Below are 23,054 nucleotides of genomic sequence, written 5' to 3' on the forward strand. Positions count from 1 at the left end.
CGGGAGAGACGAGCCGACCGTGGCCGAGCGCATCGTGCTCCACGTCGGGCTGATGAAGTCCGGCACGACCTACCTCCAGGGGCTGATGGAGGCCAGCAGCGACCTGCTGGCCGACCAGGGCGTGCTCTTCCCCGGGCCGACGTGGGACGCGCAGCTGCGGGCGGTGAACGACTTCCTCGGGCTGCCCCACTCCCGCCCGGGCGACTGGGAGGCGCTCTGCGCCGACGTGCGGGCGCACCCGGGCACGGTGCTGCTGTCCATGGAGTTCCTCGCCAACCTGGGGCCGGCCCGCGTCCGGCGGCTCGTCGCCGACCTGGGCGGCGCACGGACCGAGGCCGTCCTCACGGTCCGCGACCTCGGCCGCAGCGTCCCGGCCCTGTGGCAGGAGACCTGCAAGAACCGGCGCACCTGGACGTGGTCCGAGTACGTCGAGGGGGTCCGGCGGGGTGACGACGGGCCGGGCCCGGGTCGCCACTTCTGGCGTCGCTGCTCCTTCGCGACCATCGCGGCGCGCTGGGCCCAGGTGCTGGGAGGCGACCGCGTCACCGTCGTCACCGTGCCACCGCCCGGCGCCGACCCGGACCTCCTCTGGGCCAGGTTCCGCGAGGCCGTGGGCCTGGCGGACGCCCCGTGGCGCCGGCCCCCGCGCGCGAACGAGTCCCTCGGTGGCGCCTCGGCCCGCCTCATGCGGCTGCTCAACGAGCGGTCCGGCGACCTCGGCAGCGAGCAGTACCTGCACCGGTTCAAGGCGCTGGCCAAGTACACGCTGGGCGCGGACCGCGACAGCGAGCCCCGGATCGGGTTCGTCGTCCCCGACTGGCTCGCCGAGCGCTCGCGCGCCGAGGTCTCCGCGCTCGCCGGGTCCGGCGTCCGCCTGGTCGGCGACCTCGACGAGCTCACCCCGGTCGACACCGTCGGCAGCGACCCGGAGACGCTGCCGACGGAGGACCTCTTCGACGCCGCCCTCCGCGCCCTGGAGCAGCTGCTGCGCGAGGGGGACGACGCCCTGCGGCCGCCCTCGGAGCGGACCGGCGAGGAGGGCGTCCACGCCTGGCCGGAGCTGCGAGACGACCTGTATCCGCGGCAACCCTGACGGCCTGGCCGTGTGCCAGAATGCGCCCCGAGCCGGGCGCCTGGTCCGGCCTCGTACGAAGGGAAGTCCATGGGCAAGCGGGTGGTCCTGCACGTCGGCCTGATGAAGTCGGGGACGACGTACCTCCAGTCGCTGATGGAGGCCAACCACGAGCTGCTGCTCGAGCAGGGCGTCCTGTTCCCCACCCCGTGGGCGGTGCAGACCCGCGGAGTCTCGGAGTTCCTCGAGCTGCCCCTCCAGCGCTTCCCGGGCGCCTGGGAGAAGCTGCGGGACCGCATCCTCGAGCACGACGGCACCAGCGTCGTCTCGATGGAGTACCTCGGCCCGGCCAAGGTCGAGCTCATCCGCCGCCTGCGCGACGAGCTCCCCGGCTGCGACGTCCAGGCCGTCATCACCATCCGCGACCTGGGCCGCGGCATCCCCGCCATGTGGCAGGAGACCATCAAGAACCGCCGCTCCTGGGGCTGGACCGAGTACCTGGAGGCGATCTCCGCCCGGGGCCCGAAGCCGACGGAGGCCGGCGCGCAGTTCTGGCGCCAGCAGGGCTTCGGCCGCGCGGTGGCCCGCTGGGCCGAGGGCCTGGGCGCCGCGAACGTCACCGTCATCACGATCCCCCAGCCGGGCGCCCCGCAGACCGTGCTGTGGGACCGCTTCAGCGAGGTCGCCGGCATCGCCCCGGGCGACTTCGCGCCGCCGGCGCGGAGCAACACCTCGCTCGGCCTGCACTCCACGCTGCTCATGCGGCTGCTCAACGAGCGCACCGAGGACCTCACCCGCGACCAGTACCGCCACCGGTACAAGGCGCTTTCGAAGCACACCCTCGGGGCGCACGCCCGCGAGGAGGCCAAGCTCGGCTTCGCCGTGCCGGCGTGGCTGCGCCGCCGCACCGAGAAGGAGATCGAGCTCGTGCGGAAGTCGGGCGTCCGCGTCGTCGGCGACCTGGCCGAGCTGACCCCGGTCGACACCGACGGCATCGAGCCCTCGGCCGTCTCCGACGCCGCCGTCCTCGACGCCGCGGTGCACGCGCTCGACGTCCTGCTGCGCGAGGGCGAGGACGCCTACCTGCCGGAGGCGCGACGCACCGGCGACGGCGGCACCCACCCATGGGAGCCCGGGAAGAAGCGGGTCGGCAAGGGTGGCGGCATGGGCCGCGGCCAGGGCGGTGGTCAGGGTGGCGGCCAGGGTGGTGGCCGGGGCCGCCGCGGCCAGGGCGCCCAGGCGGGCTCCGAGGACGCCTCCGACGACTGACGGGCCGCCTCGAGAGGCCCCACCGAGCACCACAGCCCCCGCCCGGGACCGGGCGGGGGCTGTGTCGTTCCTGCGTGCCGTTCCTGCGTGCTGTCGGGCGACGTCAGCGCGGCTGCGCGTAGTCCTTGAGCAGCGCCCGGCCGATGATCATCTTCTGGATGTCGCTGGTGCCCTCGCCGATCAGCATGAACGCGCTCTCGCGGTAGAGCCGCTCGATCTCGTACTCCTTGGAGTAGCCGTAGCCGCCGTGGATGCGGAAGGACGCCTCCACCACCTCGTTGCAGTACTCGCTGGCGAGCATCTTGGCCATGCCGGCCTCGACGTCCATGCGCTTGCCGGTGTCCTTGAGTCGCCCGGCGCGCACCATCATCGAGTGCGCCGCCTCGACCTTCGTCGCCATCTCCGCGAGGCGGAACTGGATGGCCTGGTGCTGGGCGATCGGCTTGCCGAAGGTCTCGCGCTGCTGGGCGTAGGCGATGGCGAGCTCGAACGCGCGCCACGCGATGCCGCAGGCCCGGGCGGCCACGTTGACGCGGCCCACCTCCACGCCGTCCATCATCTGGTAGAAGCCCTTGCCGGGCTCGCCGCCGAGGATCTGACCGGCGCCGATGCGGTGGTCGTTGAAGACCGCCTCGGTGGTGTCGACGCCCTTGTAGCCCATCTTGTCGATCTTGCCGGGGATGGTGAGGCCGGGGGCGGTCTCGCCGAAGCCGGGCTCCTTCTCCACCAGGAAGGTCGTCATGTTGCGGTACACCGAGTCGGCGCCCTCGTCGGTCTTGGTGAGCACCGCGATGAGGGTGGACGTGCCGCCGTTGGTGAGCCACATCTTCTGGCCGGTGATCGAGTAGGACCCGTCGTCCAGCTTCGTGGCCTTGGTGGAGATGGCCGAGACGTCGGACCCGAGGCCCGGCTCGGACATCGAGAAGGCGCCGCGCACCTCGCCGGTGGCCATCCGGGGCAGGTACTTCTGCTTCTGCTCCTCGGTGCCGTGCTGCATCAGCATGTAGGCCACGATGAAGTGGGTGTTGATGACGCCGGAGACGCTCATCCAGCCGCGCGCGATCTCCTCCACGCACAGCGCGTAGGTGAGGAGCGACTCCCCGAGCCCGCCGTACTCCTCGGGGATCATCAGCCCGAAGACCCCGAGCTCCTTGAGGCCCTCGACGATCTCGGCGGGGTACTCGTCGGCGTGCTCCAGGTCGTTGGCGACCGGGATGATCTCCTTCTCCACGAAGGCCCGCACGGCCTTCAGGATCTCGGTCTGGTCCTCGGTGAGGCCCTCGGTCGAGCAGAGACGCATGGCTCATCCTCCACGGTGTGCGGCGGCGTCCGTCGCCCCCCGGTGCCCGGCGTGGTCTGCCTGCTCCTGGGTGGACGCGTGCGCCGACGGCGGAACGTCGGTCGGAGCCCGACAGTATTACCGGCGCGTTACGCCGGGTACCGGCCTCGCGGTGACGCAGGTCACGCGGGTCGCGGGTGGGGAGGCGATCACCGCACGCGGCGCACACGAGGGGCCCATGACGGGCGGGCACGACGAACGGGTGGGGGACGCGGGCGCTAGCGTGACCCTGTGAGCTCCTCCCCGTCCCGAGTCTTCGTCGCCAGGCTCGTGGGTCTGCCGGTCTTCGACCCGCAGGGCGAGCAGGTCGGCAAGGTCCGCGACCTCGTCGCGGCCGTGCGCTCGGAGGACCACCAGCCCCGCGTCCTGGGCCTCGTGCTCGAGGTCTTCGGGAGGCGCCGGATCTTCGTGCCCATGACCCGGGTGACGAACATCGACGCGGGCCAGGTGTACACCACGGGCCTGCTCAACATGCGCCGCTTCGAGCAGCGCTCCACCGAGACGCTCGTCATCGGCCAGATGCTCGACCGGACCGTCACCATCAAGGAGAACGGGATCTCGGGCGTCGTCTACGACGTGGGCATGGAGCAGGCCCGCAACCGCGACTGGGTCGTCTCCCGCATCGCCCTCCAGGAGCCGGGCAAGGGCCTGCGCCGCCGGGGGCAGACGCACGTCGTGGAGTGGCGCGACGTCGAGGGGCTCAGCCGGCGCGAGGCCGCGCAGGGCGCCACGCACCTCCTGCACGCGCTCAACGAGATGCGCCCGGCCGACGCGGCCACGATGATCCACGAGCTCCCGGCCGAGCGGCGCACCGCCGTCGTGAGCGCCCTGGACGACGAGCGGCTCGCCGACGTCCTGGAGGAGCTGTCCGAGGACGACCAGGTCGAGATCCTCTCCGCCCTCGAGGAGGAGCGGGCCGCCGACGTCCTGGAGGAGATGAGCCCGGACGACGCCGCCGACCTCATCGCCGAGCTCCCGCCGGACACCGCGGCCGCCCTGCTGGACCTCATGGAGCCGGAGGAGGCCGAGGACGTCAAGCGGCTGATGTCCTACGTGGAGGACACCGCCGGCGCGATGATGACGCCGGAGCCGGTCATCCTGCCGCCGGACGCCACGATCGCCGAGGCGCTGGCGCACGTGCGTCGCCCGGACCTCACCCCGTCCCTGGCCTCCCAGGTCTACGTGTGCCGCCAGCCGCTGGAGACCCCCACCGGGCGGTTCCTGGGCGTCGCCCACATCCAGCGGCTGCTGCGCGAGCCCCCCTCCACCCTGGTGGCGGGCGCCCTGGACGACACCATGGAGCCGCTGCGTCCCGAGGCGTCCAAGGACGAGGTCGCCGCGTACCTGGCCACCTACAACCTCGTGGCCGCCGCCGTGGTGGACGAGAGCGGCCACCTGCTCGGCGCGGTCACCGTCGACGACCTGCTCGACCACCTGCTGCCCGAGGGCTGGCGCGACGCGGCCCCGCGCCGCTCCGTCGTGCCGCAGGCGCCCACCCCGCGGGGAGGTGCGGCCCGTGGCTGACGAGCGACCCCGCGAGACGATGCGCGAGCGGCTCGCCCGCCGCGTCGAGGCCCGGGAGACCCGCGAGCGCGACGCGCGGCCCCCGGTGCGCCGCGACACCCGCCCCGACCGGGCCGACTCCCCTCGCCTGGACACCCCGCGCGACACCCGCCGCCACCTCGTGCGGCGCCCCGCCTACGACTCCGACACGTTCGGGACGTTCGCCGAGCAGTTCGCCCGTTTCATGGGCACCGCGCAGTTCCTGCTGTGGATGACCGGCTTCGTCGTCATCTGGGTCGTGTGGAACGCGCTCACCCCGACCGGCTGGCACTTCGACGGCTACCCGTTCATCTTCCTCACCCTCATGCTCAGCCTCCAGGCCTCCTACGCCGCGCCCCTGATCCTGCTCGCGCAGAACCGCCAGGAGGCCCGGGACCGGGTGGTCGCCGAGCAGGACCGGCAGGCCGACGCGCGAGCCCACGCCGACATGGAGTTCCTCTCCCGCGAGGTCGCGAGCCTGCGCATGGGTCTGGGCGAGGTCGCCACCCGTGACTTCGTCCGCTCCGAGCTGCGCGCGCTGCTCGCCGAGCTCGAGGAGCAGTGGGCCGAGCGGGACGAGGACGACGAGCCGGACGGCGAGGCCGACGGCGACCGGTCCCGGCCGGTCCGTCCGCCCAAGGCCCCGGCGCCCCGCCGGCGTCCCTGAGCCAGGGCCCCCGCGAGCGGCCACCGTCCGCGGGGCACGCCCCGATGCGGCGTCCGCGGACGGCGCTCCTAGACTCACTGACCGTGAGTGTCTCGCTGGAGCAGGTCCAGGCCGCGCTGGCCCGGGTGAACGACCCCGAGATCAAGCGCCCCATCACCGAGCTGGGCATGGTGCGCGACGTCACGGTGACCGAGGACGGGGCGGTCTCGCTGACCGTCCTGCTGACGGTGGCCGGGTGTCCGCTGAAGGACACGATCGACCGCGACGTCAAGGCTGCCGTGAGCGGCGTGGCCGGGGTGAGCGGCATCGACCTCACCCTCGGGGTCATGACCGACGAGGACCGCGCGGCCCTCAAGGAGGTGCTCAGCGACGGCACCGCCGCCCGCGAGATCCCCTTCGCGCAGCCGGGAAACCTCACCAAGGTCTTCGCGATCGCCTCCGGCAAGGGCGGCGTCGGCAAGTCCACGGTCACGGTCAACCTGGCCGTCGCCATGGCCCGCCAGGGCCTCAAGGTCGGGCTCGTGGACGCCGACATCTACGGCCACTCCGTGCCGGCGATGCTGGGCGTGGCCGACCACCGGCCCACCCAGGTGGACGACCTGATCATGCCCGTCCCGACCTCCTCGGGCGTCTCGGTCATCTCCATCGGCATGCTCAAGCCGCGCCGTGACCAGGTGGTCGCCTGGCGCGGCCCCATGCTCGACCGCGCGCTCGTGCAGATGCTCGCCGACGTCTACTGGGGCGACCTGGACGTGCTGCTGCTCGACCTCCCGCCCGGCACCGGCGACATCGCCATCTCGCTCGGGCAGCACCTGCCCGGTGCCGAGGTCGTCGTCGTCACCACGCCGCAGGAGGCCGCCGCCGAGGTCGCCGAGCGCGCCGGCACGATGGCCTCGATGATGCACCAGCGCGTCGTGGGCGTCGTGGAGAACATGAGCTGGTTCCCGTGCCCGCACTGCGCCGCGGAGGGCAAGGACCACCGCCTGGACGTCTTCGGCACCGGCGGCGGCACCCGGGTGGCGGCCACGCTCTCGGAGCGGTTCGGCTACGACGTCCCCGTCCTGGGCGAGATCCCGCTCGACACCGTGCTCCGCACGGGCGGCGACGAGGGCACCCCGGTGGTCGAGGCGGACCCGTCCGCCCCGGGTGCGCGGGTGCTCACCGACGTGGCCGCGCGCCTCGCCGGACGTGGCCGAGGTCTCGCGGGCATGCAGCTGGGGCTGACACCCCAGAACAAGTTCTAGGTACCGAGCCCTAGGCTGCCCTCGTGCCCGGCTGGTCCCCCGTCCCGATGATCCTCGACATCGGTCTGCCCGAGATGGCGGTCATCGCCGTCGTCGCGATCCTGGTCTTCGGCCCCGACAAGCTCCCCGAGCTGGCGCGCCAGGCGGCGCAGTGGGTGAAGATCGCCCGCCGCTTCGCCAACCAGGCCCGCGACGAGCTCCGCGACGAGCTCGGGCCGGAGTACGCCGACCTCGAGCTCAAGGACCTCGACCCCCGGCAGATCGTCCGCAAGCACATCCTCGAGGCGCTCGAGGACGACGACGAGGACGAGGACGAGGACGACGAGCCGGACGTTCTCGAGGACGGCGAGGTCCCGCCGTTCGACGACGAGGCGACCTGATCCTGCGGGCGCCCGCACCGGCCTGCCCGGAGCTTGCTCGAGGCCTGCTCGGGGCGTGCTCTGGGCCTGCTCAGACCTCGCGCGAGCTGAGGGCTGCCAGCGCCGCCCACGGCACCAGCAGCCCGCGCGGGGGCTCGCCCTCGGCGAGCTCGACGAAGTCACCCCCGACACGGAGCACCACGCCCTCGTGACGTGAGCCGTCGACCAGGTGCAGCACGCACTGCTCTCGCGCGTCGGCGAGTCGACGCAGGGCCGATCCCAGGCCCAGCCGGGCCACGGCCGGCCACGCCACCGCGGGCACGGCCCGGGCGGACGCGCCGTCGACCCCGAGCAGGGCGTCGGTGCGGACGACCCAGTCCTGCGCGGCCCCGGCGAGGACCAGCCAGCCGTCGGCGACCCGGTCGAGGCGGCCACGCAGTCGCCCCACGCCGCTCACTCGCAGTGACACCTCCTGCCCGACGCTGGCCATGAGCCGCGCGGCGAGGCTGACGGTGGCGTACTCGGCGCGCGCCCGGTCCTCGAGCTCGGCGCCCCGCTCGGCCGCCCAGGCGGCCTCGGCCTGGGACTCCAGGTCGTCCAGCAGCGAGAACAGCTGCTCCTCCCAGGACATGCGGCCACTGTGGCACACCCCGCCCACCGCGCGCTCGCGGTCGTCCCACACGCCTCAGGTGTTTCGTTTGACCTTGTTTGCGTTCGTTTGCTTGTTCTGACACTCATTCAGGTCCAGATCCGTTCCTGAGCCCACGTTCCTGTGGATTGTCGGTTGCATGCGTCCGCACATCGACGTTTCATGAGGCAAACGCACGCAAACGCAAGGATCGGGGTCTCGGGATGCCTCACGACCGCGCGCCGCTGCCCCGCTGCCTGGCGGTGCTCGTCGGCGCCACCGCCCTCACCACCGGGTTGGTCCGGCTGCTCGGCCCGGGTGCGCTGACGCCGCCCGAACCGGGTTTCGCCGGTCTCCTCGTCCAGGGCTGCACGCTCGCGCTCCTCGGGTGCGCCGTGTGGGCCTGGGCCGTCACCGTCGCGGTCGTGCTCGACGCCGTCCGGGGCCGCGCGAGCGCGGAAGCCCCGGGTCCCCTGCGGCGCACCGCGCCGGCGGGGCTCCAGAGGCTGGTCCTGCGCGCCTGTGGCCTCGCGGTCGCGGGCGCCCTGGGCCTCACCGTCCTGGGTGGCCCCGCGGGGGCCGAGGGGCTGGACCGGCAGGCCACGACCGCGGTGACCGCCGTCTGGGCCGCTCACGGTGTCGGCACGGTGGACGGGTCGCAGCGGGGCGCGGCCGACACCGCGGGTGGCCGCGCCGCGGATCTCGCCGGGCTCCCGCTGCCCGAGCGACCCACGAGCGCTGTGCACCGGCGGCGAGCGCACGCCGACGAGGACTCCACGGCGCCGGCAGCCCGTGCCCGGCAGGGCGTGCACCGCGTCCGGCCCGGCGAGTGCCTGTGGGACGTGGCCGAGCGCCACCTGCGGGCCACGGACGGGGCCCGCCCCGACGACGCCGACGTCGCCGCCTACGTCCGGCGACTGCACGCGGCCAACCGCGCCGTGGTCGGGGACGACCCCGACCTGGTGCTCCCCGGCCAGGTGCTGGTGCTCCCCCGCTGAGCCGACGGCTCCACGGTCCTCCCCCGCCGCACCTCCCCGCCCCCGCTCTCTGCTCCCTGCTCCCTGCTCCCCGGCCCTCGACCGTCACGACCTTCTCGGAGTCGACATGACCGCACTGCCGCACGCCCTCGACCACGCACGCCCCGATCACGCCTACCGCCACCAGGCCGACGTCGGCCCCGCACCGGTGTCGCCCCCGGGTCGCCGCTCCCGCCGTGCGGCGCACGAACCGGAGGACGGCTACGTCCCCGGGCCGCTCGAGGCGTTCCTGCTGGCCTCGCTGGCCCGCGACGAGCAGCGGGCCCAGGAGGCGGTCCTGCACCGGGCCAGGGTCCGTCGCGAGGCCCGGGCCGCCGTCGAGCACGCCCGCTGGCGCGCGGGCTACGGGGACCAGGGCTACGGGGACCAGGGCAGCGACGGCGCGGCGCAGGGCGTCCTCTCCCTCGACCTCGGCTCCCGGCCCCCGGTGCCGGCAGCCGGCTACGAGCCCGACGAGGTGGCCCGGCACGAGCCGCCGCCCCCGCTGCGGGCCACCGCACGGACCGACACCGTCTCCGGGGAGGCCGCCGTGCTGCCGTTCCCCGAGGGCGTCGCCGGCTGCGAGGACTGGGGCCGCCGCGTGGTGCAGGCGGCGGTCGAGATCGTCCACGGCAGCCGCCCGGCCGCCCAGCTGCTGCGGTGGTCCACCGCCCAGGTGCACGCGGACCTGGTACGTCGCGCCCAGCTGGTCGGGGCACAGCTGGACCGGGACCACGCCCGCGCCCTCACGCCGCGCCCGCAGGTGCTCAGCGCCCGTGGCGGCTACCCGACGCCCGGCGTGCTGGAGCTGGCCGTGCGGGTCCGGCACGGCCACCGCTCCCGGGCCGTCGCCGCCCGGTTCGAGCGCCGCGTCTCCCTCCCGCCGGACCGGTGGCTGCTCACGGCGCTGGACTTCGCGTGAGGCCCGCCGTGCCACCGGACGCGAGATCCTCGCTGCCCGGCCACTGCCAGGTCACGCGGGGTTCAGGTCCACGCCCCACGATCCGCGGTGACCCCCTGTGTCCCGACCGGAAGGAGACGCCGTGCTCTGGGTCGTCGTGCCGGCCCTCAACGAGGCCGAGAACCTGCGCGAGCTCCTGCCGCCGCTCGTCGGCGAGGTCACCAGCCTCGATCCCGACGGACGCGTGCTGGTCGTGGACGACGGGTCCTCCGACCGCACCTCAGCGACGGTCGGCGAGCTGATGATGGACCTCCCCTGCGTCGAGCTACGGACCCTCGGGCTGCACAGCGGCAAGGCCGTGGCGCTGCGCGAGGGCCTGGCCCACGCGTTGGCGCTCGGCGCCACGACGGTGGTCACGATGGACGCCGACGGCCAGGACGACCCGGCCGACCTCGAGCTGCTCCTGGCTGCCCTCGAGCACGGTGCCGACGTCGTCACGGGCGTCCGTCGGGGCACCTCGGACGGCCCCGTGCGACGCCGGGTCGTGCGGTGGCAGGCGCGCGCGGCCGCCCTCGTCTCGGGGGTGCCCGACGCGGACGCCGGATCGGCGTTCACCGCGATGACGGACCGCGCGGCCGCCGCGCTGGCACCGCTCCTGGCCGGGGAACGGCACCGCTACCTCGGCGTGCTCGCGCACGGTCTGGGGCAGCGCGTCGCGCGCGTCCCCATCGATCACCGGCCCCGACTGCACGGCCGCAACAGCCACCCCTGGACCGGGGCGTGGCGCGGGGTCCCCGACCTGGTGACCACCCGGTTCCTGCTGGGTCTCGAGCACCGCCCCGCCCACCTGGCCGGCGCGCTCGGTGCCGGGTGCGGTCTCGTCGGGCTGCTCGGCGTCCTGCACCTGGGGCTGGGGGCGGACGCCCCCGGCGAGGACCGCGGGCTCCTGCTCGCGGGGCTGCTCCTGGTCGTGGGGGTGCAGCTGGCGCTCTTCGGGGTGCTGGCCGAGCTCGTCGTGCACGCGCGCGACCTGGAAGGACGCACGGCCGCCCGGTCGTCCTCGAGCGCGAGCCGCCGCGGGGCCTCCCCACGCCCCGCCGCACCCCGCGACCCGGGCCTCCGCACCCCGGTGCGTCCCCTGGCGGGGGCCGTCGCGGACCGCGAGGCGTGAGCCGCTCCCTGGGGCCGACGGCGCGGTGGGCCGTCCGAGCCCTCTTCCTCGCCGCCGTGCTCGTGTGCGCCGTGGTGGGCATGCGCGGACGCCTGCACGAGGTCGCGTCGGCGGTGCTCGGCGTCTCGACGGGCGACCTGCTGCTGGCCGGCCTGCTCGTGGCGGGCGGCCTCTGGCTCACCGCCGGCACGTGGCTGCGCCTCCTGGCTGCCTACGGGCACCGGTTGACGACCCGCGAGGGCAGCCGCATCTTCTTCGTCGGCCAGCTCGGGAAGTACCTCCCCGGCTCGGTGTGGTCGCTGGGCGCGCACGCCGAGCTCACCCGACCGCACCGGGTGCCGGTGCGCACGACCGTCGCCACCGGGCTGCTGTTCCTCGTCGTCAACCTGGCGACGGCCGGGCTGCTGGCGGGCGCCCTCCTGGCCACCGGTGCGGCGGACCTGCCGGTGCCGGGCCCGCTGGGTGCCCTCGGCGCCGTCGGCTGCCTGCTCGTGCTCAGCCCGCCGGTGGTGGGCGCCCTGGGCACCCGCCTCGCCCACGGCGACGACGCGCTGCGACTCACCTGGGTCGGGGCCCTGCTCCTCGTCGCCCGGATGTCCGGGACGTGGCTCTGCTACGCGGGGTCCGTGGTGGTCCTCGCACCGGAACCGGGCTGGGCCCTGCTCGGCCTCGCGACCGCGGCCTTCGCCGCCGCCTACGTGGTCGGCGTCCTGGTGGTGGTGGCTCCCGCCGGCGTGGGCGCGCGCGAGCTCGCGCTCGTCGCGCTGCTCGCCCCTGCGGTGGGGGTCGGGCACGCGACCGCGATCGCCCTCGTCACGCGCGTCCTCCAGACGGCGGCCGACTTCGCCGCCGCCGCGCTGGCCACGCTGTGGGCGGCCGGCTACCCGGCCGCCGCCTCGCGGCTCAGCCGCCCGCGCGCGTCGTGAGGCCCGTGGGCCCGCCCGCGGACCCGTGGCACTGCTTGAACTTCTTGCCCGAGCCGCAGGGGCACTTGGCGTTGCGCCCGGTGCCGGCGTAGGGGTCCTCGGCCTGCGCCTCCCGGACGACCTCGGCCTCGCCGGCCTCGTCGGGCGCGGAGTAGGTGAGGTTCGTGGGCTCGGACGGCTTGACCAGGCCCTTGACGTCGAGGTGGGGCTTGACGGGCGAGCGCAGGCTCGGGTCGATGACGAGCACGTCCTCCTCGGCCGCCTCCTCCTCGTCCTCGGAGACCTCTACCTCGAGGGTGAAGAGCAGGCCGACGGCCTCCTCCTTGATCCCGTCCATCATGGCGCCGAACATGTCGAAGCCCTCGCGCTGGTACTCCACCAGCGGGTCGCGCTGCGAGTACGCGCGCAGGTAGATGCCCTCGCGCAGGTAGTCCATCTCGTAGAGGTGCTCGCGCCACTTGCGGTCGAGCACGGAGAGCAGCACCTGGCGCTCGAGCTCGCGCGCGACGTCCTCGCCGATCTCCGCCTCGCGCTCGTCGTAGGCGATGTGGGCGTCCTTGCGCAGGACCTCGATGACCTCGTCGGGGTCGAGGTTGGCCTGGCCACCCTTCTCCTCGGCGAGCGCCTCGAGGTCGACCTCGATCGGGTACACGCCCCGCAGCTCCTCGGTGAGCCGCGGCAGGTCCCACTCCTCGGCGAACTCGCCGCCGTGACCCTTCACGTAGCCGGCGACGACGTCGTCGATGAAGTTGCGCACCTGCTCGCGCAGGTCGGCGCCCTCGAGCACCTCGCGACGCTCGGCGTAGATGACCTTGCGCTGGCGGTCCATCACGTCGTCGTACTTGAGGACGTTCTTGCGGGACTCGAAGTTCTGGCCCTCGACCTGTCCCTGCGCGTTGGCGATGGCGCTGGTGACGCGCTTGTTCTCGATCGGGACGTCGTCCGGGATCTTGAGCGCGGTCAGGACGCGGTCGACCCAGTCGGACTTGAACAGGCGCATCAACTCGTCCTGCAGCGACAGGTAGAAGCGGGACTCGCCCGGGTCGCCCTGGCGGCCGGAACGACCGCGCAGCTGGTTGTCGATGCGGCGCGACTCGTGACGCTCGGTGCCGACGACGTAGAGGCCGCCGAGCTCCTTGACCTCGTCGTGCTCCTCGGCGACCTGCTTCTTGATCTTCTCGACCGTGTCCGGCCAGGCGGCCTGGTACTCCTCCGCGGTCTCGCCGAGCGGCTCGAGGCCACGCTTGCGCAGGTCGGCGTCCGCGAGGAAGTCCACGGAGCCACCGAGCATGATGTCGGTGCCGCGACCGGCCATGTTGGTGGCCACGGTGACGGCGCCCCGGTGGCCGGCGAGCGCGACGATCTTCGCCTCGTCGGCGTGCATCTTGGCGTTGAGGACGTTGTGCTTCACGCCCTTGCGCTTGAGCAGGTCGGACAGGAGCACCGACTTCTCGACGCTCACGGTGCCGACGAGCACGGGCTGGCCGTGCTCGTGGCGCTCGGCGATGTCCTCGGCGACCGCCTCGTACTTCGCCTCCTCCGTGCGGTAGACGAGGTCGGGCTGGTCGATGCGCTGCATGGGCCGGTTCGTCGGGATCGGGACGACGCCGAGGCCGTAGATCTTGTCGAACTCGGAGGCCTCGGTCATGGCCGTGCCGGTCATGCCGGAGAGCTTCTCGTAGAGGCGGAAGAAGTTCTGCAGCGTCACCGTCGCGAGGGTCTGGTACTCCTCGCGGACGGTCACGCCCTCCTTGGCCTCGATGGCCTGGTGCAGGCCCTCGTTGTAGCGGCGGCCGGCGAGGATGCGGCCGGTGTGCTCGTCGACGATGAGCACCTCGCCGTCCATGACGACGTACTCCTTGTCGTTGCGGAACAGCTCCTTGGCCTTGATCGCGTTGTTGAGGAACGAGATCAAGGGGGTGTTCGCGGCCTCGTAGAGGTTCTCGATGCCGAGGTGGTCCTCGACCTTCGTGATGCCCGGCTCGAGGACGGAGATGGTGCGCTTCTTCTCGTCGACCTCGTAGTCCTCGTCGATGACGAGGCGGCGCACGATCTTGGCGAACTCCCCGTACCACTTCACCTCGTCCTGGGTGGGGCCGGAGATGATGAGCGGCGTGCGGGCCTCGTCGATGAGGATCGAGTCGACCTCGTCGACGACGGCGAAGTAGTGGCCGCGCTGGACGCAGTCGGCCAGCGTGGTGGCCATGTTGTCGCGCAGGTAGTCGAAGCCGAGCTCGTTGTTGGTGGCGTAGGTGATGTCGCAGGCGTAGGCCTCGCGGCGCTGGGCCGGCGTCATCGACGGGAGGATCACGCCGACGGTGAGGCCGAGGAACGTGTGCACACGGCCCATCTGCTCGGACTGGTACTTGGCCAGGTAGTCGTTGACCGTGACGACGTGGACGCCCTTGCCCGTGAGCGCGTTGAGGTAGGCCGGCAGCGTCGCGACGAGCGTCTTGCCCTCACCGGTCTTCATCTCGGCGATGTTGCCGAGGTGCAGGGCGGCGCCGCCCATGAGCTGGACGTCGAAGGGGCGCATGCCCAGGACGCGCTTGGCCGCCTCGCGGACCACCGCGAAGGCCTCGGGCATGAGGGAGTCGAGCGTCTCGCCGTCCGCGAGCCGCTTCTTGAACTCCTCGGTCATGCCCTGGAGCTCCTCGTCGCTCATCGCGACGAAGTCGTCCTCGATGGCGTTGACGCCCTTCGCCACGGCCTCGAGGCGGCGCAGGATCTTGCCCTCGCCCATCCGCAGGATCTTGTCGAGAATCGGCACGGCGGTCGTAACTCCTCAGCTGGTGTCGACCGGGGCGGGCACCCCGGCGGCGGCGCGACCCGCCTCCCCCGGGCGGGGGCGCAGGACGGCGTCGGCCATGCTACCCAGCCGGGTGAGCCCGCCCCAGACGGCGGGCCCGATCCGACGTCACGAGTTCCTGACGGGGCCTCAGGAGGCCGCTCAGGTCCTCGCGTCCGCCGCCTCAGCAGGCACCGGCGGACAGCACGGCGGAGAGGGCCGGGGCGAGGTCGCCGCGCGGCTCGACGAGGACGTCGGCGAGGCCGAGCCAGTCGGCCACGCGTCGCAGCTCGGCGGCCAGTGCCGGGGCGGTGGCCGCGGGGGCGCCGTCCTCGGCCCACGCGGAGCGGACGAGCAGCAGCCCGCCCTCCGCGCGACGGTCGGCCTTGAGGTCGACGCGCGCGACCAGCTCGTCGTCGAGGAGGAACGGCAACACGTAGTAGCCGTGCACGCGCTTGTCGGCCGGCGTGTAGATCTCGATGCGGTAGTGGAAGTCGAAGAGCCGCAGGGCCCGGTCCCGCTCCCACACGACCGGGTCGAACGGGCTGAGCAGGGTCGCGGCCCGCACCCGCCGGGGCAGGCGGGCGCCGGCCCAGCGGTAGCCGGGGCGCGTCCAGCCCTCGACCGTCACCTCCTCCAGCTCGCCCTCGGCGACCAGGCCGGCCACGACGTCCGTCGCGGGCGGCATCGCCCCGGGCCCCTCGGCGGCCTCCACTCCCCCGCGGGTGGAGCGCATCCGGTAGTAGTCGGCCAGGTCGGAGACCGTCGCGACCCCGTGGGAGCGGGCCGCGCGCAGCACGAGCTCGCGCGCCGCCTCCGCGGGCGTCGGCACCGGCAGGGCCAGGACGTGGGCGGGCAGGACGCGCTCGGGCAGGTCGTAGAGGACCTCGAACTGGGCGGTGCGGCCGGCGATGGCCAGCTCGCCGCCCATGTAGAGGTAGTCGAGCGCCTTGCGCGCCTCGGACCAGTTCCAGCCCCAGTGGTCGCGGTTGCGGGCTCCCCCGCCCATCCGCGGCTCGAGCGCCCGCGCCGTCACCGGTCGGCCGGACGCCGCGACCTCGGCCCGCACCCGGTCGACCAGCTCGTCCGGGACGTCGCGCCACCACTTGCCCCGGGAGGCGCGGTACTGCGCCATCCGGTGGGCCATCACGGGCCACAGCTCGACCGGCATGAGCGCCTGGACGTGCGCCCAGTACTCCACCAGCCGCCGCGGGCGTTGCGAGGACGCCCGCACCAGCAGCGCCGGGTCGTAGGAGCCCATCCGGGAGTAGAGCGGCAGGTAGTGCGCCCGCTGGAGGACGTTGACCGAGTCCACCTGCAGGACCCCGGTGTGCTCGACGGTCCGCACGAGCGTCCTCATCGTCGGCGTGGCGTGCGGGGCGTCGCAGAACCCCTGCGCCGCGAGCGCGACCCGCCGCGCCTGGGCTCGGCTCAGTGACTGGGTGGTGGGCACGGACGGATCATGCCCACCCCCGCCGACAGCCACCACCCCGCCCACCAGGGCAGTCGGTCCGAGACGTCCGCGCGCGCCCCTGCTCTGCAGCGAACGAGGCGAGGTGCCGACCGCGAGCCTGCGGACGCTCGTGCCGGCCAGGAAGCGCGTGTCTTGAGGCCACGTCCCTCGTTCGAGGGCGCCCCTGCTCTGCAGCGAAGGAGGCGAGGTGCCGACCGCGAGCCTGCGAGCGTCGGTGCCGAGCCGAGGAGCGAAGAGCAGGGGGTACGAGCCCGAGAACACGCGCCCGGAGGGCGCCATCAAGGGGAGGGCGCCGGTGTCACGGCAGGTCGAGCAGCTTCTCCCGCACCGCGTACATCACGGCCTCCATCCGCGAGTGCAGCTGGAGCTTCTCGAGGATGTTGCGGACGTGGTTCTTGACGGTGTTCTCGGAGATGAACAGGTCCTTGGCGATCTCGCGGTTGTTCTTGCCGGTGGCGACGAGCCGGAGGACCTCGAGCTCGCGCTCGGTGAGCCGGAGGCCGGGCACGTGCTCGCGCTCGGGCTTGCTCATCTGCTTGAACTCGTCGATGAGCTTGACGGCCATGGAGGGGCTGATGAGGGACTGGCCGTCGGCGACGACGCGGACGGCCTGGGCGACCTCCTCGATGGAGGAGTCCTTGAGCAGGTAGCCGGAGGCGCCGCTCTTGACCGCCTCGTAGAGGTCGGCCTCCTCGTCGGAGACGGTGAGCATGACGATCCGGGCGGTGGGGACCGCCTCCTTGATGGCGACGCAGGCCTCGATGCCGGTGCGTCGCGGCATCCGGATGTCGAGCAGCACGACGTCGGGGGCGGTGGACGCGGCGAGGGTGGTGCCCTCCACACCGTCGCCTGCCTCGCCGACGACCTCGATGCCGTCCTCGACGCCGAGCAGCATCGTGAGGCCGCGCCGGAACAGCTCCTGGTCGTCCACGACCAGCACGCGCACCGGTTCGGTCTCGGGGGCGTCGAGTGCCTGGCTCACGGGCGCATCATGGCACGAACGGGCCCTCCCACGGCCCTCTTCCGGGGGAGGTGGCGCCCCGAAATGGCTGGTCCGAACGTGCGGAGGGGGCTGGCCCGGTCGGGCCAGCCCCCTCCTGGCGTCCCGCGACGGGCGGGACGGGTGGTGCTGATGGTGTCTGTCTCAGAGCGCCTGGGGGGACGGGCGACCCCGGCTCGTCGACGGGGTCGCCCTGCTCTCACTCCTCGCCGAGGTCGAGGGAGATCACGCCGTAGTCGTAGCCCTTACGGCGGTAGACCACGCTGGGCCGCTCGGACTCCTTGTCCACGAAGAGGAAGAAGTCGTGCCCGACGAGCTCCATCTCGTACAGCGCCTGGTCCAGCGTCATCGGGCTGGCCGGGTGCGACTTCTCGCGGACGACGAGCGGACCGTCGCCGGTGACCTCGATCGGACCCACGTTCCGGGTCTCCTCGGTCTCGTCGACGGCGAGCGAGCCGTCGAGCAGGCCCTCGGGCAGGCCGGTCGGCAGGCCGGCGGTGGCCTGACCCACGGAGACGGGGGCGCGGCGGCCGCGGTGGACGCGGCGACGGTCGGAGGCGCGGCGCATCTGGGCGGCCATCTTGTCGATGGCGAGGTCCAGGGCTCCCATCTTGTCGTCGGCCGCGGCCTCGGCCCGGATGACCGGCCCCTTGGAGAACGCGGTGAGCTCGACGTGGACGGCGCGGTCGATCTGGCGCGGGTTGGGCTCGCAGTCGACCTCGACGTGCACGCGGATGATGCGATGGTCGTGCTTCTCGAGCTTGGCCAGCTTCTCGGCCACGTGCGTGCGGAACGCCTCCTTGACCTCGCAGTGTCGACCGGTGACGACGATTTCCATGGTGAACCTCCTCAGCGCGCACCCGCGGGGATGGGTGCGCCGTTGGTTTCCTCAGGTGTCCCGCGGCACCTCCTGGGCGCGTGGTGCGCCCTGTGCCACGGACCCGTCCGCCCGGCACGAGGCACCGGGCCCCGGCTCGGAGGTACGGGGGCTCAGGGGAGTCCGCCCGGCCGACCTGGTCTTCGTCCCCACAGTCGCCTGCTGAGGCTCTCGCAGCTTCTCTGCCACTACTGACCTTCTCCCGGCGGAGGGCGCATCTGACGCCCGGACCGGGGCAGGGCTTACGTCTAAGCCGCACCGTGATCCCGCCTCTCGGCGGTTACGTGGGCCGTTTCGCCTGCGACTGGCATCGGCTTGCTGCCGTGGTGCCCGGGCTTGCCGGCGCACCTCGGTGGCGCAACCACGGACCCGGGCGGACTCCATGACAAGACGATAGGTCCCCAGCCCTGCCCACGGAAGGGACACAAGGTCCCTGGTCCGAGCGGCGAGACGGCCCGGGACCCGAGGAACGCCCGGGGCTCACCGGGCAGGCTCGTCCGTGGAGGCCCGGAGGACGGCCGTCCTGAGCGTGGCCGCCGCAGTCGCGCAGCCCAGGCCGGGGAGTCCGGACGCCGCGAGCACGCGCGTCGCCTCCACGAGGGTGGCACCCGTCGTCACCACGTCGTCGACCACCACCACGCCCGCCACCCGGGGACGGCGTACCGCGGCCGCCCGCAGCCGGTGGCTGGGGCACCGCAGCCCGCCGGCGAGGTTCACGGCCCGCGCCGCCGCGTCCAGGCCGCCCTGGTCCCGCAGGCCCGGCCGGGTCGCCAGCAGGGGCACCACGGACGCCGGGGTGCCGGCCGCGCGCAGCAGGGCGGCCGCCGCGCGGGCCAGCGCCCGCCCCGCGTCCCGGCCCCGCGCCCGGACGGCGTCCGGACGCGAGGGCACCGGCACCAGCAGCAGCGGCAGCCGCCTCTCCCCCGGCCGGCCGGCGTGTCCCACACCGGGCACCGCGAGCACCGCCGCGGCCAGCAGCGTCGCCAACGGCGGCAGCGCGCCCGCGAGGCCCCGCTCCTTGTGGCCCACGACGAGCGCGGAGACCGGGGCGGCGTAGGCGGCCCCGGCGCGCAGGCCGGCCACGGGATGGGCCGTGGCCGGCACCCGGCACCCGGGCAGGAGCGGGGGGCCGTGCCCGGAGGCCAGCAGCGCTGCGTCGCAACCCCGGCACCACACGAGCCCCGGCCGCTCGCAGCCGAGGCAGCGCCCCCCGCGCAGCAGGTCCGCCCCCGCCTCGGCGAACCACCCGCCTGCACCCACGCCTGCACCCACGCCTGCACCCACGCCTGCACCCACGCTCATGCGCCCACCCTGGCCGCGGTCGACGACGCCCCGGCGCGGGAGACGCGGGCCTGGGGAGACCCGCGCCGCAGGAACCCCCTGTGGACGCCAGCCGGCTCAGCCGGCGTAGGTGAGGGCGGTCGCGCCGTCGAGGCTGGTGCGCGGCGAGCGGGCCGGCACCGACAGGTCGGCGAGGCCGGTCCGGGTCACCGCGTAGACCCCGGCACCGTCGACGGACGAGCCGAGCAACGAGCGGGAGCCCGAGATCGCGGTCGTCACCCCCGACACCGAGACCGGCGAGCCGTCCACCCCGAGCGAGACCAGGGACGACGAGCCGGCGACGGGACGCCCGAGGACGGTCAGGGACGTCTCGGAGGTCCAGGCCACGTCCCGCAGGCGCGAGGGCAGGTCCCCCGGGTCGCCCTGGAGGTCGCTCACCGCGACCGCCGCGCGCGGCCGCCCGCCGGCGCTGCTGCGGACCCGCGCGAGCACCAGCCGGTCCCGGCGGGAACCGTGGACGACGGCCAGCAGCCGCGTCCCGTCGCGCGAGACCAGCAGCCCACCGACGTCCTGCCCGCTCACGCCTGGCACCTCGAGGGTGCCGGTGACGCCGGAACGGTGCCACCGCACGACGGCGCCCGCGGTGGTGGAGTCGACGACCCACAGGCGACCCAGCCGGTCCCAGTGCGGGTCGTGCAGGTCGGTGCCCGTGAGCAGCGTCCGCGTGACGCCGGCCTGCTGGAGCGGGGCGCTGCGCAGCGCCGTGCCGCCCGAGGAGACCCCGGCGACCGTCAGCCCGTCCAGGCTGACCGCGATCTCGCGGACGTCGGCGGGGGTCGCCCCCCAAGGTCCGTCGACCGCCCCCAGGTCACCGGGCGAGCCGGCCACCACGAGGCCGTCGCGCAGCCCGAACAGGGTGCTCCCGGTGCGCTCGTAGCCCGGGTCGTCGGCCTGCGGGGAGCTGACCGGGATCTGCTCCGCCCCACCGACGCTGCGCACCGCGACCCCGCCCACGGTGAGCGTGAACGCCTGGATGCTGCTGCCCTGCCCGAGCGTCCAGGACAGCTGCGAGAGCAGCCGCTGCACGTCCTCGTCCCCGAGGGCCAACGGGTCACCGACGAGCGAGACGGCGGCGACGCCGTCGCTGACCGGCACCGACAGGTCGACCCGCAGGCCCTCCGGGAACATCGACTGGACCACCCCGGTCAGGGCCTTGCCGGGCCCCGCCAGGAGGCCGGAGACGAGCGCGGTCGCCAGCTTCTCGTCCGTGCTCACGTAGACCGGCTCCGGCACCAGGTCCGTGCCGGTGCTGTCGAGGAAGTACAGCGAGACCTGCTCGTACCGCTGGGAGAACCACTCCTCCGGCACCACGAGCGCGTCGGGCGGGTCGACGATGCGGTACTGCCCGTCGACCTCCCGCAGGTCGAGGTCCAGGACGGCGTCCGTCCCGGTGAGCCGGCCCTGCCACGCCCCGCGGGCGTCGAGCTCCTCGGCCCCGGTGAGCACGACCCGCTGGTGGTAGGTGCCGCCGGCCGGGGGCGAGGCCTCGGCGTAGACGATCGTCCGCTCCGGGTTCCAGGTGGAGCGGACGTCGGGGTCGAGGAAGAGCTTGGCGGTCGCCAGCTCGCTCGGGAAGGCCTGCATGGCGTCGAGGAAGCCCTGGACGACCTCCGACGGGCTCTGCCCGTCCTCCGGGCCGCGGGCGTCGATGGCGGCCACCGTGCCGGGGTCGGCCTCGCTCGTCGAGCCCCCGTCCGCCTCCACCACCGGACCCGACTCGGGCATGCTCAGGCAACCGCTGGCGGCCAGGCCCAGCCCGCCCAGCACGGCCGCGAGGGCGGTGCGGCGGTGCAGCGGGACTCCCCCCGGGCCACTCATGCGCGCTCCAGGGCGTCGTCGGGCACGAGCGGGAGCGGGCTGCGCCGCAGCGGCTCGCCGGTGCGTCGGGGCAGCGTCAGGCGGAACTGCGCCCCCTGGCCGGGGCGGCCCCACGCCTGGAGCCACCCGCCGTGCAGGTGGGCGTCCTCCAGCGAGATGGCCAGGCCGAGGCCGGTGCCGCCGGACGTGCGCGCCCGGGCGGGGTCGGCCCGCCAGAAGCGGTCGAAGACCCGGGCGGACTCCCCCGGGGCCAGCCCGACGCCGTAGTCGCGGACGGCGATGGCGCCGGCGTGCTCGTCCCCGGCGACCCGGAGCTCGACGACCACCGGCCCGCCGGCCGAGCGCGGCCCGGCGTGGTCGATGGCGTTGCTGACGAGGTTGCGCACGACCCGCTCGACGCGCCGCACGTCCGCCTCCACCAGCCCGGATCCGCCCATCGGCCGGACGACGACCTGCACGCTGCGCTGCTCGGCCAGCGCCCGCGTCGACCCGACGACCCGGTGGCACACGTCGGCCAGGTCGACCTCGTCGAGGTCCAGGACCGCGGCCCCGGCGTCGAAGCGGCTGATCTCCAGCAGGTCGGCGAGCAGGGACTCGAAGCGGTCGAGCTCGGTCTGCAGCAGCTCCGCGGAGCGGGCGGTGACCGGGTCGAAGGAGTCCCGGGCGTCGTGGAGGACGTCGCCGGCCATGCGGACGGTGGTGAGCGGGGTGCGCAGCTCGTGGGAGACGTCCGAGACGAACCGGCGCTGCACCCGGCTCAGCTCCTCCAGCTGGCGGATCTGCCGCTGGAGGCTCGCGGCCATCTGGTTGAACGACCCCGCCAGGCGGGCCAGGTCGTCCTCGCCGGAGACCACGAGCCGCTCCTGGAGCCGGCCGGCGGCCAGCCGCTCGGCGACCTGGCGGGCCAGGCGGACCGGGGTCACCACCTGCCGCGTCACCAGCCAGGTCACGCCCGCGACGAGGACGACGAGGAGGATCGAGGCCGTGAGCAGCGCGCGGGAGACCAGCGCCAGCGTCTCGGCGTCCTCGCTGGTCGGGAAGAGCAGGTAGAGCGTGTAGCTGCGGCCGTCCGCCGGGAGCGTGAGCTGGTTGCCGACGACGATGCCCGGCTCGCTGGTCACGGTGCCGTCGGCGGCCTCGGTGCGGATCGTGGTGTAGGTCCACGCGGGCTCGGCGGACTGGGCGAAGTGCGCCACGAGCGAGGAGGGGACGGAGTCGCGGTCGAGCCCGAGCGTGTAGGCCGCGCCGCCGGAGGGGTCCGAGCCGCTGGCGTCGTCGGAGGCGGCGAGCACGACGTAGAAGTCGCGGGCGAGGCCCCGCTGGATGATCGGCTCCACCAGCTCCCGCTGCTGCTGGGCCGCGTCGATCTCGGACAGCGAGGCCGAGTCGAGCCGGTTGCGGGCGTCGTCGGCCTCGTCGGCGGCCTCGACGACCACCGCGTCGATCCGGTGCTCGAGCAGGCCCTCGCGCGTCTGCTGGAGCAGGAACCAGCCGACGACGCCCACGACCACGACGGTGAGCACCACCGTCCCGCCGACCACGCGCGCCGAGATGGACCGGCGCCAGAACGTGAGCACCCGCCGCAGCCGGTGCCTGAGCGGGACGGGGGCGGCGGCCTCCAC

19 protein-coding genes are annotated in these 23,054 nt (G+C 74.0%); 10 read left to right on the forward strand and 9 right to left on the reverse strand.

Features of this window, described 5'->3' with window-relative positions:
- The first annotated feature begins 19 nt into the window (after positions 1-19).
- On the forward strand, positions 20-1,093 hold the full coding sequence (locus E8D37_RS05270; protein ID WP_136568710.1) for a hypothetical protein: 1,074 nt from the start codon (positions 20-22) through the stop codon (positions 1,091-1,093).
- A 69-nt stretch (positions 1,094-1,162) separates the two neighbouring features.
- The gene (locus E8D37_RS05275; protein WP_136568711.1) at positions 1,163-2,341 is read left to right on the forward strand and encodes a hypothetical protein; all 1,179 of its coding nucleotides are present in this window, start codon (positions 1,163-1,165) and stop codon (positions 2,339-2,341) included.
- A gap of 103 nt (positions 2,342-2,444) precedes the next feature.
- Here E8D37_RS05275 and E8D37_RS05280 read toward each other — a convergent pair whose 3' ends face one another.
- On the reverse strand, positions 2,445-3,641 hold the full coding sequence (locus E8D37_RS05280; RefSeq protein ID WP_136568712.1) for an acyl-CoA dehydrogenase family protein: 1,197 nt from the start codon (positions 3,639-3,641) through the stop codon (positions 2,445-2,447).
- A 270-nt stretch (positions 3,642-3,911) separates the two neighbouring features.
- Between E8D37_RS05280 and E8D37_RS05285 the strand changes: the two genes are divergently transcribed.
- The 4 genes from E8D37_RS05285 to E8D37_RS05300 all read left to right on the forward strand — a co-directional run bounded on the left by E8D37_RS05285 (position 3,912) and on the right by E8D37_RS05300 (position 7,513).
- The gene (locus E8D37_RS05285; protein ID WP_136568713.1) at positions 3,912-5,204 is read left to right on the forward strand and encodes a CBS domain-containing protein; all 1,293 of its coding nucleotides are present in this window, start codon (positions 3,912-3,914) and stop codon (positions 5,202-5,204) included.
- A gap of 85 nt (positions 5,205-5,289) precedes the next feature.
- Complete coding sequence (locus E8D37_RS05290; RefSeq protein WP_240770245.1) at positions 5,290-5,889, forward strand: DUF1003 domain-containing protein; 600 nt, start codon at positions 5,290-5,292, stop codon at positions 5,887-5,889.
- Positions 5,890-5,933: 44 nt separating this feature from the next.
- Positions 5,934-7,133: a P-loop NTPase gene (locus tag E8D37_RS05295; RefSeq protein WP_168929627.1), complete on the forward strand. Its 1,200-nt coding sequence runs from the start codon at positions 5,934-5,936 to the stop codon at positions 7,131-7,133.
- A gap of 23 nt (positions 7,134-7,156) precedes the next feature.
- On the forward strand, positions 7,157-7,513 hold the full coding sequence (locus E8D37_RS05300; protein ID WP_240770202.1) for a sec-independent translocase: 357 nt from the start codon (positions 7,157-7,159) through the stop codon (positions 7,511-7,513).
- Between the two features lie 70 nt (positions 7,514-7,583).
- Here the strand turns inward: E8D37_RS05300 and E8D37_RS05305 are convergent, their stop codons facing one another.
- Positions 7,584-8,123 (reverse strand): hypothetical protein, encoded by a 540-nt coding sequence (locus E8D37_RS05305; RefSeq protein ID WP_136568715.1) that lies wholly within the window; start codon positions 8,121-8,123, stop codon positions 7,584-7,586.
- Between the two features lie 221 nt (positions 8,124-8,344).
- Here E8D37_RS05305 and E8D37_RS05310 point away from each other — a divergent pair, with 221 nt between their 5' ends.
- The 4 genes from E8D37_RS05310 to E8D37_RS05325 all read left to right on the forward strand — a co-directional run bounded on the left by E8D37_RS05310 (position 8,345) and on the right by E8D37_RS05325 (position 12,134).
- A complete protein-coding gene (locus E8D37_RS05310; RefSeq protein WP_136568716.1) occupies positions 8,345-9,118 on the forward strand; it encodes a LysM domain-containing protein in 774 nt (257 codons plus the stop codon).
- Positions 9,119-9,224: 106 nt separating this feature from the next.
- Positions 9,225-10,058 carry an Rv3235 family protein gene (locus E8D37_RS05315; protein WP_136568717.1) on the forward strand — a complete coding sequence of 278 codons (834 nt, stop codon included), beginning with the start codon at positions 9,225-9,227 and terminating at the stop codon, positions 10,056-10,058.
- A 121-nt stretch (positions 10,059-10,179) separates the two neighbouring features.
- Positions 10,180-11,208, forward strand: a complete 1,029-nt coding sequence (locus E8D37_RS05320; protein WP_168929628.1) for a glycosyltransferase family 2 protein — start codon at positions 10,180-10,182, stop codon at positions 11,206-11,208.
- Positions 11,205-12,134 (forward strand): lysylphosphatidylglycerol synthase domain-containing protein, encoded by a 930-nt coding sequence (locus tag E8D37_RS05325; protein WP_136568719.1) that lies wholly within the window; start codon positions 11,205-11,207, stop codon positions 12,132-12,134. The genes E8D37_RS05320 and E8D37_RS05325 overlap by 4 nt, the downstream gene beginning before the upstream one ends.
- Here E8D37_RS05325 and secA read toward each other — a convergent pair.
- From secA to mtrB, 7 genes are all read right to left on the reverse strand, one after another.
- Positions 12,112-14,904, reverse strand: a complete 2,793-nt coding sequence (gene secA, locus E8D37_RS05330; RefSeq protein WP_136568720.1) for a preprotein translocase subunit SecA — start codon at positions 14,902-14,904, stop codon at positions 12,112-12,114. The genes E8D37_RS05325 and secA overlap by 23 nt on opposite strands.
- A gap of 202 nt (positions 14,905-15,106) precedes the next feature.
- Positions 15,107-16,375: a crosslink repair DNA glycosylase YcaQ family protein gene (locus E8D37_RS05335; protein WP_240770203.1), complete on the reverse strand. Its 1,269-nt coding sequence runs from the start codon at positions 16,373-16,375 to the stop codon at positions 15,107-15,109.
- A gap of 319 nt (positions 16,376-16,694) precedes the next feature.
- A complete protein-coding gene (locus E8D37_RS05340; RefSeq protein WP_168929629.1) occupies positions 16,695-17,378 on the reverse strand; it encodes a response regulator transcription factor in 684 nt (227 codons plus the stop codon).
- A 217-nt stretch (positions 17,379-17,595) separates the two neighbouring features.
- Positions 17,596-18,234 carry a ribosome-associated translation inhibitor RaiA gene (gene raiA / locus E8D37_RS05345; RefSeq protein WP_136568722.1) on the reverse strand — a complete coding sequence of 213 codons (639 nt, stop codon included), beginning with the start codon at positions 18,232-18,234 and terminating at the stop codon, positions 17,596-17,598.
- Positions 18,235-18,753: 519 nt separating this feature from the next.
- A complete protein-coding gene (locus E8D37_RS05350; RefSeq protein ID WP_240770204.1) occupies positions 18,754-19,533 on the reverse strand; it encodes a phosphoribosyltransferase family protein in 780 nt (259 codons plus the stop codon).
- Between the two features lie 138 nt (positions 19,534-19,671).
- Positions 19,672-21,432, reverse strand: coding sequence for an LpqB family beta-propeller domain-containing protein (locus E8D37_RS05355; protein ID WP_136568724.1), 1,761 nt, complete (start codon positions 21,430-21,432; stop codon positions 19,672-19,674).
- Positions 21,429-23,054 carry an MtrAB system histidine kinase MtrB gene (gene mtrB / locus E8D37_RS05360; protein WP_136568725.1) on the reverse strand — a complete coding sequence of 542 codons (1,626 nt, stop codon included), beginning with the start codon at positions 23,052-23,054 and terminating at the stop codon, positions 21,429-21,431. Before mtrB ends, E8D37_RS05355 begins: the two co-directional genes overlap by 4 nt.

The sequence above is a fragment of the Nocardioides sp. GY 10127 genome, from assembly GCF_004919085.1.
Classification (GTDB): domain Bacteria; phylum Actinomycetota; class Actinomycetes; order Propionibacteriales; family Nocardioidaceae; genus Nocardioides.

Bases quoted from the DNA above. Each gene is read 5' to 3' on its own strand.
- E8D37_RS05275 (WP_136568711.1), top strand. From the start codon at position 1,163: ATGGGCAAGCGGGTGGTCCTGCACGTCGGCCTGATGAAGTCGGGGACG.
- E8D37_RS05280 (WP_136568712.1), bottom strand. From the start codon at position 3,641: ATGCGTCTCTGCTCGACCGAGGGCCTCACCGAGGACCAGACCGAGATC.
- E8D37_RS05295 (WP_168929627.1), top strand. From the start codon at position 5,934: ATGCGGCGTCCGCGGACGGCGCTCCTAGACTCACTGACCGTGAGTGTC.
- E8D37_RS05305 (WP_136568715.1), bottom strand. From the start codon at position 8,123: ATGTCCTGGGAGGAGCAGCTGTTCTCGCTGCTGGACGACCTGGAGTCC.
- E8D37_RS05310 (WP_136568716.1), top strand. From the start codon at position 8,345: ATGCCTCACGACCGCGCGCCGCTGCCCCGCTGCCTGGCGGTGCTCGTC.
- E8D37_RS05315 (WP_136568717.1), top strand. From the start codon at position 9,225: ATGACCGCACTGCCGCACGCCCTCGACCACGCACGCCCCGATCACGCC.
- raiA (WP_136568722.1), bottom strand. From the start codon at position 18,234: ATGGAAATCGTCGTCACCGGTCGACACTGCGAGGTCAAGGAGGCGTTC.
- E8D37_RS05355 (WP_136568724.1), bottom strand. From the start codon at position 21,432: ATGAGTGGCCCGGGGGGAGTCCCGCTGCACCGCCGCACCGCCCTCGCG.